Origin of the sequence: Alkalihalobacillus sp. R86527 (assembly GCF_042466185.1) — a bacterium.
GTDB lineage: Bacteria > Bacillota > Bacilli > Bacillales > Guptibacillaceae > Guptibacillus.
The window spans coordinates 645,267-660,086 of record NZ_JAXHBW010000001.1; the positions used below are offsets into that span (position 1 = coordinate 645,267).

Genomic DNA, 14,820 nt, shown 5'->3' on the forward strand with positions numbered 1-14,820 from the left:
GCTCTCAAGAAGTTCTTGGGAGTCTTTTTGGCTCGTTGCTTTTGAAAGAATTCGTGTATAAAGAATCACACTTAACTGATTGGAGCATAGCAACAATATTTACGAAAAAACGAGAAAGTTGAATCTTATGTTGGTAAATGGAAAAGCGCTTCATAGGAGATCTAGAAGCTAGCTTGATTTCGTTTTTTTGAGTATTGCGAAATAAAAAAAGGTGTGAGTAAATAGAATTATTACATAGGAAAAATATGTTAAGTGATTTGGGGGGAGAAAATGAATGAAAAGGGGAAGCAAGCTACTTTTCGAGAAGAATTAACTAGACTTGAACAAAAGGATTTCATTTCTAAAAGCACTTACGAGGAAGTATCAGCTGCTTATTCACATCTTCTTGAATCAGAAGTTGAACAGCGAATGGGAATGACGAAAAATAATGAGAGAATTAGAGAAGAAAAGAAAGCAACGAAACCGAGAGGAAAGGTAAAAGAGAAAAAGGTAAGATCGGCTCAAGAACTTCGTGATCGAAACCTTACTTGGATTCTTATTGTTGGCGTCGTCCTTCTTCTATTAGGCGGTCTTGTACTAGCGACTAGTACCTGGGATGTTCTTACTTCTACACTGAAAACGGCTTTGATAGCAGGAGTATCATTCCTTTTCTTTGGAATTAGCTGGCTTGGTGGACATAAGCTTAGAATTGGAAAAACAGCGTTTGCCTTCTTAGTTCTAGGAAGCTTATTTCTGCCGATCGTCATTTTATCAGCTGGATATTTTCAGTTATTTGGACCATGGCTGTCAATGAGTGGAGGGGGTAAATACGTTCTAGGTTTACTTGGAACTATCGTATGTTTACCGTTGTACAGTTACCATGCATTAAAGCAAAACTCAAGATTATTCGTATGGTTTTCTTTCGTCGTGCTTACAATCGGAGCCTCATTTTTCATTCAGCTATTTAATCCGAGTATCGATGCTTTCTATTTTGGAATCGTTTTGTTTAATGGGCTATTAATCGTCACATATGTAAGATTGAGAAGAATAGCTGGAGACCACTTATTCATTAAAGAATTACCACTTTATGTGCAGGGGAATCTGGTGTTATCTACGCTATTGCTGCTTTTTTTCTACGATCACGCCGTTTTTTATAGTTTTAACGTTATCATAACTGCTTCTCTTTATTTAGCAATGGTGTATGTGGGGAAGCAAAAAGAGTATCATTTTGTATTTACACTTCTTTTCATTTATGGGATGTATCAGTTAATCGAGAATTCCATTCTCGGATCAATAGATGTATTCCTCTACTCGCTTCTCGGCTTTGTTTTTATAGGGCTTCAATTGCTAGAGAAATTTGAGAATCTATATATGAAACGAGCGTTTCAGTTTACGAGCGGAGTTATTTCTATATGTGCTTTTCTGTTTATTAGTTATAAAGGATTAATGCTACGGTTTGATGATCCATCCTGGCTACTTGTAGCAAGTTACCTTTTGATTAGTATCAACTATATTTATCTTGGAAATCTATCTAAAATGAAGCTCTTTGGTTTTCTAGCTCCTGTCTTTCTACTAGCGGCTGGTCTTTATCCATTGAACTTAGTTTATGACGATGTGAACGTAACAATCGTGATGCTTCACTTCTTCCTAACAGGGTTTGTTTTATACTTTTTGGGATTCTATTGGAACAAGTGGAGACATACAACGATTATCAGATCTGGATCAATGTTTTTATCTTTTGGTCCAATGGCTCTAGCTATTTTAATTGGAGTTATAGCCGAAAAATGGATTTTAGTTAGTGTTATGTTAGTAACCATCGGAATTGTCTTTTTGACAATTGCTTCTAAGGGTGAAAAGGAATGGATTAGAGGAGTTGCTAGTTTAGGGGTCCCTGTAACATGGGGAATAGCATGCCTTGTTTTATATCCATCTTTCGCTGAAGCTAGCTTTTATCAAGATGAGCTAGGTGCACCGTTCCATTTGGGAGCAACTGCTTTCCTACTCATTGGGATTTCATACTTTTGGAAGAAGTTGGACATTAGAGGCGCATTTTTTTGGACGGCTCAGGTTGCTTATACAATCGGCCTTCTGCTACTTCTTGTTTATCCAGTTAACGGATTATATACGAGAACTGGCCTTCTTGTAGGAGCAATACTCTTTTTGGTTTTGCTAATTAAACACACAACGGAGGAAACGCTTTGGTTCCTTGTTAGTTTATTCACCCTGGGAGCTTATCTGTCTGTTGCTGAAGCATTTCCAGTTCAGGGATTTTTCCAATGGATTCTTGGTAGTGTTGTTTTGATTGTGATAGGAGACCTCATTACTAGAAAAAGTGAAATTGTGCAAAAGTCATATTTTTATATGGCACATAGTTACCTGCCATTCGCTTTATTTTATACAGTAGGAGAATATCCGGATGTACCGATACTCTTTGTGACGACCCTACTTATCTACTTATATAGTATTATCACTCGAACAAAGGAATGGGAAGTTCGTACATTCCTTTATGCTGGCTTTTCTATTTTGCCCTTTCTATATGTTTCTCTCGTAGACTTTTATCACGTTGATCATGTCTACCTTTATACGGGTTTCGCATCAAGTGCTGTGATGGTCGTTCTTTGGTTTTTGTTGAATGCGAAATGGAAAGATCGGATCAAATGGTATGTGGTACCATTTTCGGTATTCGGATTAATGCCATTTGCGTTTCAGAACATGTTGACTGCTTTGTCCTTTAGCGTCGCGATCTGCTATGTAGGCGTTCTTCTATATATCATGCATAAGTCTAGGTGGCAGTTAGTTACTATCATACCTTTATTGTTTGTACTCTTATTTGTTCAACTTCTACCTTTTGAAACCATTGAAAAAACAGTTGTAATAAATGTATTAGTAGGAACGGTGCTGCTTTGTACAGGTCTTTTCGTTCATAACCAGCTATACGCTTTCCAATCAAAAGAGATGTTGAACAATCATATCGATTGGTATACATTTGCTGCATTGATAGTAGTCTTGCCCTTAAATCACTATTTTGTTGACGCATCACTGTGGGCTGAAGAAATGCCTGCTCTGTTTATCGTTATTTTATTAGCATTACAGATTAATAGGGTGCCAACTGGTACACCGAAGCGAATTGTAAAAAGCTTGACCGCTGTCAGCATGTTAATTCCTTACTATACGCTACTTCATCACTTGGAGATCAATCAGTATTTTGTAGCGGAGGTTTATGTTCTCCCGTGGATAGGTGTGACGATCTACCTGGCAAAAGGTACATGGAAGCATGAAGAACGAATTGTGAAATGGATTGAGTTAGGTGTAGTCGCGATCGTTGCTGCCATTCTCGTTACTGATGCCATCATGAGTAATACAATCTATGATGCTCTTATAGCAGGAGGATTGTCTCTGGCTTCTGTCTTGTGTGGTTTCTATTTCAGAATTAAGTCTTATTTCTTAATCGGAATAAGCGTGCTTATTTTAAACCTCTTTATCCAATCTCGTCCTTATTGGGGGAATATGCCATGGTGGGCTTACTTGTTGATCGCAGGATTTACTCTCATCGGTGTCGCAAGCTTTTACGAATGGCAGAAGCAAAGAAAGGATGACAAAGGGAGTACCTTGCTACAAGTGAAGAAAGAGCAATTATTAAACAAATGGAACGAATGGAAATGATGAAAGAGGGGTCAGGCACGTGCCTGACCCCCTCTTTTCACATTTCTTCATCTAGCAGTATTCCCAATTTTGCATACTTGTTGATTGACGTGACTTCTTTCAATACATAAGCTTTTTCATCTGGGTCAGTCCACCAATTTGTGCGCTGCCCAACTTTTCGATTATCGGCACAAAGCGTATACTCGATTCCATCAGGCATATATGTCTTAAGCGAGAGCAGACATCTTTTCATATGGAAGGGAGAGCTAACGATCAATAATCTTTTGATTGCATGTAGTCCAAATTTCTGCTGAAGAACCATCATGGAAGCTATGACGTTTTCGGTAGTGTTTTCAGCCTTAAGCTCCAACAAAATATCGTCAGCAGGAATTCCGCGCTCAATCAATTGATCTCTCATCCAGATAGCCTCAGGTATCTCTTCATTTCCCCATCTTGCCCCTGATCCTGAAACGAGAATGGTTGGTGCTCGTTTCGCACTGTACAATTCAGAAGCTTTCTCTACACGTAGTAAGCTTCTTGCTCCAAATACTAGAATACAATCACCATTCTTACCATCGTCATCTAAACCATCGAATAAAAGTGACGTAATTTGGTCTCTTGAAAGAAGTTCAGGCTTCATCTCTGATAAACGCACGTTCATCCACCCCACTGTTGTATCGCTAATCACAGTCTTCTTCTTTAAATAAAGAATCCCTTTTCTTAGCCTGTACTAGTCTATGTATGAAACGATTCAGAAGTGAATTATAGCTACCATTATTGTGGGTTTTGAAAAAACCATTTCTTTTCTACTATCCAATTAAAGGATATAGGGTATCCGATAACGAAATTTGTTAGAAAAGTAAGAATTATGGGTAAATTACTGATCATACATATAAGGAGGAAGAGGTATCGTGTTTAATTCATACAAACTTGGTGAATTTTTTGATGAAATGCTTCAAAAGGACCGCCTCCCTAGAGATTATTGCAGGCCTTTTCATGAAAGGTTGAACGAAGTTGATCCGAACGATTTACAGGAGAGGTATGAACTTGCTCAGAGTGATTTTCTAAGACAGGGAATTACCTTTACAGTTTATAGCGAAAATGAAGGTACGGAACGAACGATGCCCTTTGATTTTGTTCCGAAAATTATCCCTCCAGATGAGTGGGCTGAGCTTGAACGTGGGCTAATGCAGCGTTTTGATGCTCTCAATGCATTTCTCGATGACGTGTATCATGAGCAACAAATTTTAAAAGATGGCGTTATTCCACGAGACCTTATTGTGAATTGCCAACATTTCTTTGAGCAGGTTGCAGGAATCGATTTACCAAGACGGCAGCATATCTTTATGGCAGGAATAGATTTAATTCGCGATGATAAGGGTGAATATCGCGTTTTGGAAGATAATCTCCGAAATCCATCGGGATTATCTTATGTCTTCCAAAATCGCTACGTGATGCGGAAGGTATACCCTGAATTCTTTAACCAATATTCCGTTCAGTCCCTTGAACAACAGTTCTCTTACCTTCATTCGTCTATGGCATCTCTTGCACCTCAGAATAAAAGTAACCCTACTATTGTCCTGTTAACACCAGGTGTCTATAATTCAGCCTATTATGACCATAGCTATATTGCTCAAAGATCAGGCGTTGAGCTCGTGGAAGGACGAGACCTCGTTGTTCGTGATCGCGAAGTATTTATGAAAACAGCAAGAGGTCTGAAACAAGTAGATGTTATTTACAGAAGAATTGATGATGAATTCCTCGACCCACTAGAATTTAGAGAGGACTCTCTTCTTGGTGTGCCAGGTCTTGTTGATGCTTATCGAGCTGGAAATGTATCGATTATCAACGGTATTGGGAATGGTGTAGCTGATGATAAGGCGATTTATCATTTTGTGCCAGATATGATTCGATATTATCTTAACGAAGAACCCCTTGTGAAAAACGTGGAAACGTATTTGTTACGGTACGAAGATCAATTGGAATATGTTCTCGACCACCTGTCTGAGCTAGTTGTGAAGCACACGAATGCCTCTGGTGGTTACAATATGTTGATTGGACCTCATGCCTCTGAAGAAGAAATAGAAGCGTATAGAAAACAAATATTGAAAAATCCATCAGAATTCATCGCACAGCCAACGATTAAGTTATCAAGACTTCCGGCATTCAAGGGTGAACGCTTTGCAGCATGTCATGTGGATCTCAGAGTATTCATCTTTGGGGGAGAGAAGACGCATGTTTTCCCAGGCGGGTTAACTCGAGTTGCTCTAAAAGAAGGATCGCTAGTTGTGAACTCCTCACAGGGTGGGGGAGCGAAAGACACATGGGTGCTTGAGGAGTCTCCTGTTAACGTATAAAAAGGGAAGGAGTGATAACGATGTTAAGCAGAGTTGCTGATTCATTATACTGGTTGTCTCGTAACGTGGAACGAGCTGAAAACAATGCAAGATTGATAGCCGTTAAGTTAACGAGCCGTCTAGAAAATGCTAATCCGACAGAAGAAAATAATCAAAACTGGTATGAACTCATTGAAATTGGTGGTTATGAGGAGATTTTTGATGAAAATTATGATCGTTGTGATGATAGAAGCGTCGTAGATTTTTTAATGTTTTCTCTGAAAAACCCGAACTCTATCTTAAATGCGATCACAGTTGCAAGAGAAAATGCCAGGGCTGTTCGTGAGATTATTCCTAACGAATTATGGGAATGCATCAACTCGTTTTACTTAAAGCTTAAGAGTTATAGTAAATCCAGTTGGGCGATGGATGAAGTAAATGATTTCTGTGAAACAGTAAAAAAAGAATCGCTGTTTTTCCAGGGGATTGTGGAAGCAACGATGCCTCGAGGTGATGCGTACTTATTTATGGAGATGGGAAAACATTTAGAAAGGGCAGAGAAAACAGCTCGTATTCTTGATGTCTTCTATCATAAAGATCTAGATCAGTACCAAAACAAGGAAATTGTCGAGTATCATCACTGGTGGTCTGTCCTACAGTCTGTAAGTGGGCATGAAGCTTATATAAAAATGTACAGGCCACTAATCAAAGCGAAGGATGTAGCAGAGTTCTTCATTCTTAATATCGATTTCCCACGCTCTATGATTTATTGCATTCAAAAAGTACGAAATGCTTTTGTCGCTCTTGAAGAAGGCGAAGTGGAGCATTACTCAGAGGCACTTGCAAATGAACTCGAGTATTTAGCGAACGATTTGATTGATTTTACAATAGAAGAAGTCCTGTATCAGGATGCACAAGCATTTCTTCAAAGTTTTCAGCGTAGATGTAGTACGGTGGGCCATTATATTACGAGAACATACTATCTAGGGGAAGTAGCGATACCATGAAATTTGAAGTTACACAAACCAACAGCTATGAGTATGAGCGTCCAGTAAGGCAAAGCATCAATCAGTACAGGTTACGCCCGCTTCATGATGAGATGCAATCTCTTGAAGCGTATTCAGCGATTATTAACCCATCTAGTCCAACGTATGGTCATTTCGATTACTGGGGAAATTACGTTGAAACCTTCTATCTATGGGAAGAGCATCGAAATTTATCGATCGAAACGATCTCGAAAGTGGAGACGTGTCCAAGAGAAATTGATTTAGCTATGTCATTAACATACGAACAAAAGCAGGAGCTCACATCGCATGCTTTTAAACAAGCACATGCAGAGTATCTGATCGATCGAAATTATACAATCGTTTCAGAGAGTGTGATGAAGCAGGAAACAAATGAGCTATGGACGCAGTCTCGGGATGAATTGGATTTTGTGGTTCAATTGAATGAGCATATCTACAATACGATGACATATGTATCTGGCGCGACCAATGTTCTGACGACTGCTGAAGAAGTATTGCATCACAGAACTGGAGTTTGTCAGGATTTCACGCACTTAATGCTTGCACTGTGTCGCTATCGTGGGATACCAGCTCGGTATGTCAGTGGGTATATCTATATAGGAGAAAATTCAGCCTATCGAGGTGATGCAGCTACGCACGCTTGGCTTGAGGTGAAACTTCCTGGTTTAGAATGGATTGGTCTAGATCCTACAAACAATGTGATTGCTAGTGAACAGCATATACGAATCGCTGTAGGTCGTGATTACAGTGATATTTCTCCATTAAAAGGTGTATATATCGGTGGGACACATACGCTAGATGTTAGTGTTAGTGTGAAAAATTTAGAAGAGCGGGTAAGCGGATAGTTTCGCTGCCCGTTTTTTCTCGTAGGTTGAGTTTAGTCGATTTACTGAAGAAAAGAATAGAAGGATTTTTGTGTGCAATCAAGAATGGTGATAATGATGTAAAACTTATACAATAAGTTTCTAAAAAATAGTCTATCATTGCTACTGAAAGGGTATAGAGGAATAGGTTTCCAATGAACTAAACAGGGGTGAAGAATATTGTCCGAAACCATTCAGGTTACGATTAATGGCGAGAGTAAAGTTGTAGAAAAGAGTAAAAGTGTTTTAGAAGTATTACATAACAATGAACTAGATTTACCAAGCGTTTGCTATCATCCAAGTTTAGGTGCGATTGAAACGTGTGATACATGTATGGTGGAAGTGAACGGGGAAATTGTAAGAGGGTGCTCTACTAATCTCTCGAATGGAGATAATATAAACTCCACAGCTTCTCATGTAAAACAAGCGCAGGATATTGCGATGGATCGAATTCTTTATAATCACGAGCTCTATTGTACCGTTTGTGACTACAACAATGGTACATGTGAGATTCATAATACTGTAAAACAAATGAAGAAGGACCATCAAGCCGTACCTTTTGATGCAAAACCTGAACCAGTGGACGATTCAAATTCATTTTATAGATATGATCCAGATCAATGTATTTTGTGTGGGCGTTGTGTAGAGGCGTGTCAGGATGTTCAGGTAACTGAAACTTTGACGATTGATTGGGAGAGAGAGAGACCAAGAGTGATTTGGGACAACGATGTTCCAATCAATGAATCTTCTTGCGTTTCTTGTGGTCATTGTTCTACGGTGTGCCCTTGTAATGCGATGATGGAAAAAGGAATGGAAGGGGAAGCTGGTTTCTTAACAGGAATGCCTGATGGTACTCTTCGTCCGATGATCGAATTAACAAAGAACGTCGAGACAGGATATAACTCGATTCTTGCAATCTCTGATATGGAGTCAGCGATGCGAGAAAACAATATTAAGAAAAGTAAAACCGTTTGTACATACTGTGGTGTGGGCTGTAGTTTTGATGTGTGGACAAAAGGAAGAGATATCCTGAAAATTGAACCACAAGCTGAAGCTCCTGCAAATGGTATATCAACATGCGTCAAAGGGAAATTCGGATGGGATTATGTGAATAGCGATGAAAGGTTAACAAAACCTTTAATTCGAGATGGTGATTCATTCCGTGAGGCAGAATGGGATGAAGCATTGAAATTGATTGCAAGTAAGTTTAGTAGCATAAAAGAAATCCACGGCCCTGATGCCCTTTCATTTATCAGTTCTTCAAAATGTACAAACGAAGAATCATATTTGATGCAGAAGTTAGGTAGAAGCGTAATCGGTACGAATAACATTGATAATTGCTCACGTTACTGCCAAACGCCTGCGACGAAAGGGTTATTCCGAACTGTTGGCTACGGTGGCGACTCAGGTTCGATCACAGATATAGAGATGTCTGAGCTAGTGATCGTTATTGGTTCTAATACCTCAGAGTCACACCCGGTGCTTTCCACCCGTGTGAAGAGATCAAACAAACTACATGGACAAAAGCTTATCGTCTCTGATTTGAGAAAGCACGAAATGGCAGAGCGTTCTGATCTCTTCATTCGTCCGTCTTCTGGATCAGATCTTGTATGGCTTTCAGCAGTTACGAAATATATTATCGATCAAGGCTGGGCGGATGAAGCGTTTTTGAAAGATCGAGTAAATGGTCTTGATGAATACATTAAAAGTCTAGAGAGATACACGTTGCAATACGCTGAGAAAGTGACTGGAATTGCAGAAGAAGAACTAATCAAGATTGCCACGATGATTCATGAAGCGAACAGTACCGTTGCGCTTTGGGCAATGGGCGTTACACAGCATAGCGGTGGTTCTGATACAAGTACAGCTATTTCGAATCTACTACTTGTCACTGGGAATTATGGCAGACCAGGAACGGGTGCCTATCCGCTTAGGGGTCATAACAATGTTCAAGGAGCCAGTGATTTCGGAAGTATGCCGAATATGATGCCAGGGTATGAAGAAGTAACGGATGAAAATGTTCGAATGAAATACGAAAAAGCATGGGGAAGTCCTTTACCTGAAGAGATCGGGCTTAACAATCATGAAATGGTCAAAAGTATTCACGATGGCAACCTTAAGTGCATGTACTTAAAAGGAGAAGACATGGGGATTGTAGATTCTAATCTGAACTATGTCCACGATGCCTTCGAAAAACTGGATTTCTTTGTCGTACAAGATCTTTTCCTAACAAAAACTGCGGAATTTGCAGATGTGGTACTTCCAGCAAGCCCAAGTCTCGAGAAAGAAGGAACATTCACGAATACAGAACGACGAATTCAACGACTTTATCAGGCGCTAGATGAGCTTGGAGATTCTAAGCCAGACTGGAAAATTATAATGATGATCGCAAATGAACTCGGAGCTGAATGGAATTACTCACACCCGAGGGATATTATGGCTGAAGCTGTGCAGTTAGCTGATCTGTTTGCAGGTGTCTCATATGATCGTTTGGAAGGCTATGATAGCCAGCAATGGCCTGTTACAGCTGATGGAAAAGATTCACCACTCCTTTTCCAAGAAGACTTTCCTTTTCCAGATGGAAGAGCTCGCCTTTTCCCACTACAATGGACTGAACCAATCCAGTTTGATGATGAGTATGACCTTCATGTGAATAATGGACGTCTTCTAGAGCATTTCCATGAAGGAAATATGACTTACAAAAACGAAGGCATTAGAGCCAAAACTCCTGAATCGTTCATAGAAGTTTCTCCAGAGCTAGCAGATGAGCGAGGTTTAACTGACGGCACGTTAGTTAGGCTTTCTTCACCATATGGTGCGATAAAGCTGAAATGCCTTGTAACAGACAGAGTACAAGGAAAAGAAATTTACGTGCCGTTGAATGACTCCGGTGAAGGAGCGATCAACATGTTAACGAGTAGCTATGCAGATAAAGATACTGATACGCCTGTCTATAAGGAATTGAAAGCGAAAATGGAGATTCTGAAAGACAAAGGATCTTCTCCGCTTCCGAAAATAAATCATCGATTCGGTAACCCTCAGCCGCAAATAGGTGTACAGGTAGAACGAAAGTGGGCAAGAAAAGACTACCTCTTCCCTGGAGATATGGTAAAGAAGGAGGCGGACCGTTTTGGCAAAGGCCATTAAGTCGATTAAGAAAATAGAACTGACAGAAGAAGAGAAAAGAGCACAGGACTTAAAAGAAATCGAAGATGCGCTGATCGATAACAAAGAAGCTTTGCTTGAAACGCTAGATGTTGTAGGCCATATGAAAGAAAGAGGAGTCATTTCCCTTCTTAATGGGATGTTTGGCGAAGGTGATCGGGTGCTTAAAGTTCTCGTTGATCTCCTTAGTACTCCAGAAAATACGATGGCTATCAAAAATCTAATGCTATTGGTTGGAGCGCTTGGAAGAATTAACGTTAAAGAACTAGAACCTCTAATTGAACGCCTGAACAACGGGATTGAGAATGTTTCAGAAAATGAGGAGATCGAGCATAAAACAGGTTATCTTGATTTGATCAAAGCTTTGAAAGATCCTGAGATTAATCGGTCGCTTTCGATTCTACTACTCTTTTTAAAAGGGATGGGGAGCGAGAAAAATCAATAAAAGTAGCTAGAAAAGAAAAGAGCCGGAGAATCCTTTTAGGAGGATTTTTCGGCTCTTACTTTTTTGATGCTCCAAGTCACGATAAGAAAAGTAAAGGAAGCTATTACGATTCCGAGAGTATCCGGTATGAGAACATCGATTAGGTGGCCGGTTCGATTTGGAATCATGCTTTGATGAAATTCATCAAATAAAGCGTACAGAAAGGCCAGCACAATCCCACCAAGTAGTGACACTCTGGTAGAATACTTTCGTTTGAAGAACATCATCCAGAAAAAAGCAAGTAAGCCAAATGAAACAACGTGTGCACTTTTCCTTATGAAAAACTCAACATAGTTATATGGCTCTGATGGGGTAACATGAGCGCCATCATAACTAAACTCAATTTGAGGTAGGTCATCTTGACTGATTGTAATCCAGTCTCTAAAAAGAGGTTTAACATCTTGATTTTGGTAAGGTGTGTTAGAAGAGAAGTAAAGAATAGTCATCATTAGCAATGCTAATAGAAGCCAAAGCCACTTTTGTAAGAATATCATTGGTTTCACACTTTCTTGTTTGATCCGTTATTTACCATCATAACGAAAAACGTGCATAATAGGGAGGTGTTATTTCACTATTAATATTTTGTATAGATAAAACGAAATTGCTACATAATCTCAAAGATATTCTAATAATAGATACAAGTACATAGTAGAGGAGGACCCCATGTGAATATTGCAGTGATCGGTACTGGATATGTTGGTCTTGTTACTGGAGTGAGCCTTGCAGAAATCGGACATCACGTTATCTGTATTGATATGGATGACGAAAAAGTGATGGTGATGTCTAAAGGGGAATCGCCTATATATGAACCAAACCTAGAAGAACTTATGAAAAAGAATATAGATGAGAACCGCCTAATGTTTACAACGTCCCATCATTCTGGAATCAAAAATGCTGAAGTTATTTACATAGCGGTCGGTACTCCTCAACAGTCAGATGGTACAGCAGATCTTAGATTTATCGATAAAGCTGCCTTAGATATAGCTCATTCATTAACTAGCAATGCAATTATTGTCACGAAAAGTACTGTGCCGGTGGGGACAAATGATCGAATAAAGGAGATTATGCACGACCATTCTTCTTCTGAAATTGATGTTCATATCGTTTCCAATCCAGAATTCTTGAGGGAAGGGTCAGCGGTTTATGACACGTTTAACGGTGATCGTATCGTTATCGGAGCAGATCACCAAGAAGCGGGAGAAATTGTAGAGTCGATCAACCTTCCCTTCGGCATTCCTATTTACCGAACGGATATAAAGAGTGCAGAAATGATTAAATATGCTTCTAATGCCTTTTTAGCCACCAAAATCAGTTTCATCAATGAGATTTCAAACATATGTGAAAAAGTGGGGGCAAATATACAAGATGTCGCAGCCGGAATGGGGAAAGACCATCGGATTGGCAATGAATTTCTGAACGCTGGAATCGGTTACGGGGGCTCATGTTTCTCGAAAGATACAAATGCGCTTGTCCAGATTGCGGGAAACAATCGTCATGACTTTACGTTACTTAAGTCGGTCATTGAAGTAAATAATGCTCAACAAATGAAGCTTGTCGAAAAAGCAAAAGACGTGATGGGCCAGTTGAGAAATAAGAAAATAGCACTTCTCGGTCTAGCATTTAAACCGAACACCAACGATATGCGTGAGGCAGCTTCTATTCCTATCGCTCAGACTCTTATAAAAGAAGGTGCGGAGGTTTATGCATATGATCCGGTTGCAATCGCTCATGCTCGATCATTCTTGCCCGAAGAGGTTGTGTTTTGTGAAACGATAGAAGATACGATTTCTAATGCAGATGCAGCTTTTATTATAACGGAGTGGGAAGAAGTGAAATCACTTGATTTGGCTACTTACGAACGTTTAATGAATGTCCCTCTCGTTTTCGATGGAAGGAATTGCTATAGTCTTGAGAAAGCGTCTGAATACGAGCTCACCTATATTTCAATTGGAAGACCAATGGTAAGTCATTCATTATAACCAATTACAAACAAGTGAGTAGAAAGCAGGTGTAAACCTGCTTTTTTATATATTTTTGTAATATAATGTCATAAGGTTGCCCTTGAAATATTACCGTATTTTGGTAAAATTATTGTGAGTATATGGAATCGTTTAAATTGTTATAATGACATGGCGGAGTGAGGTGATAAGGTGGTAGAAAAAATATGTATCCACTGTGATAAACCTTCTTATAGTAGTAACCAGCATGGTGAGTGGATTTGTCCTTATTGTGGAGAGGATATGACAAATATTCCAGTTAATGAACAAGAACTTAACTCACAGACATAGCAAAAAAAACGCTTGTTTTTCTAGTCGCCTTCTCTCTAGAATAAAGTGAATTACACATGAAAAGGAACGTGACTAATGGAGGGGCTAATAAAATTAATCGTTGCCATAGTAAATGAGCTTCACGATCTTCTTATTGAAGTTGTCTACGGTTTAGGGTTTGTAGCGAGTGATAAAGATTTACATTTCTGGGTGATCGGAATACTAGGGATGATTGGATTTATCTTCGTTCAACTTGCTTTTAGGCTGCTTTCTAAATGGAGTATTACGTCTATCTCATTTATTTATACGTTTACAGTACTGTTAGTCGTCGTATTTGCAATTGAGATCCAACAGAAGATCACGGGTAGAGGAAACATGGAGTTCGAAGATGCCGTTATTGGGTTGAAAGGATTTGTTGTTTTGTTTGGCGTCTATCTTATTTTGCGAGGTGCGATGAAGGGCATTAAATACCTTTTTAAAACCTTACAAAAAGATTCTGTTCCAAAGTGAAATCGTGAAGCTGATGAAATCAGCTTCTTTTTTATGTGTTTATAGTTGTACTTAGTTATCACATACATAATATAAATAGAGCCCGTCAAAGGAAGGCTCAGTGGTGTTAATACGTTAATTGTGTTAGCAATGCAATCAAAGCACCAATACAAATAGCTGAGATTGGTATGAGGATATAAATAAGTTTTTCTTTCCGTTCTTTCTTATATTTAATTTCTTCCGGTGTCGACCAGGTTCCCTTCATATCTTTCTCCCCCTATGTTGCCATAAATCGACTGGAGAACGTGTTCGGCAGCTGGCTGACTTTCGGAATGCTAATACCGAGAAGTCCCTCTAGCTTTGCGTCACCACTTTTCAATGGTTTTGCCTTTCTCGTACGAATATATGACAGTTGCTGTGAAGACTTTTTAAAAAAATCTTGTCGAAATTTGACCTCATCAATAGTATAACCTAATCCAATAGACCTGTATATTGGGAAAATTGTTTTATTTAATCATTCATAAAACTCCTGCATCATAAAAAGTTTCCCAACCTTAAAACGCAATAATT

Annotated in this window: 12 protein-coding genes and 1 riboswitch; of the genes, 9 read left to right on the forward strand and 3 right to left on the reverse strand. The window is 39.2% G+C overall.

All coding sequences use genetic code 11. The annotated features are described in order from the left end of the window. Positions 1-270: 270 nt before the first annotated feature. Positions 271-3,642 (forward strand): hypothetical protein, encoded by a 3,372-nt coding sequence (locus tag SJY16_RS03295; protein WP_377887656.1) that lies wholly within the window; start codon positions 271-273, stop codon positions 3,640-3,642. Between the two features lie 37 nt (positions 3,643-3,679). On the opposite strand, the gene SJY16_RS03300 is transcribed toward SJY16_RS03295, so the two are convergent. Beyond that, positions 3,680-4,276 carry a YdcF family protein gene (locus SJY16_RS03300; RefSeq protein WP_377887657.1) on the reverse strand — a complete coding sequence of 199 codons (597 nt, stop codon included), beginning with the start codon at positions 4,274-4,276 and terminating at the stop codon, positions 3,680-3,682. 256 nt (positions 4,277-4,532) lie between these two features. On the opposite strand from SJY16_RS03300, the gene SJY16_RS03305 reads away from it, so the two are divergent. The 5 genes from SJY16_RS03305 to SJY16_RS03325 all read left to right on the forward strand — a co-directional run bounded on the left by SJY16_RS03305 (position 4,533) and on the right by SJY16_RS03325 (position 11,455). Further along, positions 4,533-5,978, forward strand: a complete 1,446-nt coding sequence (locus SJY16_RS03305) for a circularly permuted type 2 ATP-grasp protein (protein ID WP_377887658.1) — start codon at positions 4,533-4,535, stop codon at positions 5,976-5,978. A 20-nt stretch (positions 5,979-5,998) separates the two neighbouring features. After that, the gene (locus tag SJY16_RS03310) at positions 5,999-6,964 is read left to right on the forward strand and encodes an alpha-E domain-containing protein (RefSeq protein WP_377887659.1); all 966 of its coding nucleotides are present in this window, start codon (positions 5,999-6,001) and stop codon (positions 6,962-6,964) included. After that, entirely contained in the window at positions 6,961-7,827 is an 867-nt protein-coding gene (locus SJY16_RS03315; protein WP_377887660.1) for a transglutaminase family protein, read from the forward strand. The genes SJY16_RS03310 and SJY16_RS03315 overlap by 4 nt, the downstream gene beginning before the upstream one ends. Positions 7,828-8,025: 198 nt before the next feature. Then, positions 8,026-10,992, forward strand: a complete 2,967-nt coding sequence (gene fdhF / locus SJY16_RS03320) for a formate dehydrogenase subunit alpha (protein ID WP_377887661.1) — start codon at positions 8,026-8,028, stop codon at positions 10,990-10,992. After that, complete coding sequence (locus tag SJY16_RS03325) at positions 10,976-11,455, forward strand: helical membrane plugin domain-containing protein (RefSeq protein WP_377887662.1); 480 nt, start codon at positions 10,976-10,978, stop codon at positions 11,453-11,455. The genes fdhF and SJY16_RS03325 overlap by 17 nt, the downstream gene beginning before the upstream one ends. A 35-nt stretch (positions 11,456-11,490) precedes the next feature. Here SJY16_RS03325 and SJY16_RS03330 read toward each other — a convergent pair whose 3' ends face one another. Further along, the gene (locus SJY16_RS03330) at positions 11,491-11,988 is read right to left on the reverse strand and encodes a VanZ family protein (RefSeq protein ID WP_377887663.1); all 498 of its coding nucleotides are present in this window, start codon (positions 11,986-11,988) and stop codon (positions 11,491-11,493) included. Positions 11,989-12,159: 171 nt separating this feature from the next. Between SJY16_RS03330 and SJY16_RS03335 the strand changes: the two genes are divergently transcribed. From SJY16_RS03335 to SJY16_RS03345, 3 genes are all read left to right on the forward strand, one after another. Further along, positions 12,160-13,473: a UDP-glucose dehydrogenase family protein gene (locus SJY16_RS03335; protein ID WP_377887664.1), complete on the forward strand. Its 1,314-nt coding sequence runs from the start codon at positions 12,160-12,162 to the stop codon at positions 13,471-13,473. Between the two features lie 171 nt (positions 13,474-13,644). After that, on the forward strand, positions 13,645-13,782 hold the full coding sequence (locus tag SJY16_RS03340; protein WP_377887665.1) for a hypothetical protein: 138 nt from the start codon (positions 13,645-13,647) through the stop codon (positions 13,780-13,782). A gap of 75 nt (positions 13,783-13,857) precedes the next feature. After that, positions 13,858-14,271, forward strand: coding sequence for a hypothetical protein (locus SJY16_RS03345; RefSeq protein ID WP_377887666.1), 414 nt, complete (start codon positions 13,858-13,860; stop codon positions 14,269-14,271). 106 nt (positions 14,272-14,377) lie between these two features. On the opposite strand, the gene SJY16_RS03350 is transcribed toward SJY16_RS03345, so the two are convergent. Beyond that, the gene (locus tag SJY16_RS03350; RefSeq protein WP_377887667.1) at positions 14,378-14,515 is read right to left on the reverse strand and encodes a hypothetical protein; all 138 of its coding nucleotides are present in this window, start codon (positions 14,513-14,515) and stop codon (positions 14,378-14,380) included. Between the two features lie 43 nt (positions 14,516-14,558). Further along, positions 14,559-14,649: riboswitch (cyclic di-GMP riboswitch) on the reverse strand. Positions 14,650-14,820 lie beyond the last annotated feature (171 nt).

Bases quoted from the DNA above. Each gene is read 5' to 3' on its own strand.
- SJY16_RS03295 (WP_377887656.1), top strand. From the start codon at position 271: ATGAATGAAAAGGGGAAGCAAGCTACTTTTCGAGAAGAATTAACTAGA.
- SJY16_RS03310 (WP_377887659.1), top strand. From the start codon at position 5,999: ATGTTAAGCAGAGTTGCTGATTCATTATACTGGTTGTCTCGTAACGTG.
- SJY16_RS03315 (WP_377887660.1), top strand. From the start codon at position 6,961: ATGAAATTTGAAGTTACACAAACCAACAGCTATGAGTATGAGCGTCCA.
- SJY16_RS03330 (WP_377887663.1), bottom strand. From the start codon at position 11,988: ATGATATTCTTACAAAAGTGGCTTTGGCTTCTATTAGCATTGCTAATG.
- SJY16_RS03345 (WP_377887666.1), top strand. From the start codon at position 13,858: ATGGAGGGGCTAATAAAATTAATCGTTGCCATAGTAAATGAGCTTCAC.
- SJY16_RS03350 (WP_377887667.1), bottom strand. From the start codon at position 14,515: ATGAAGGGAACCTGGTCGACACCGGAAGAAATTAAATATAAGAAAGAA.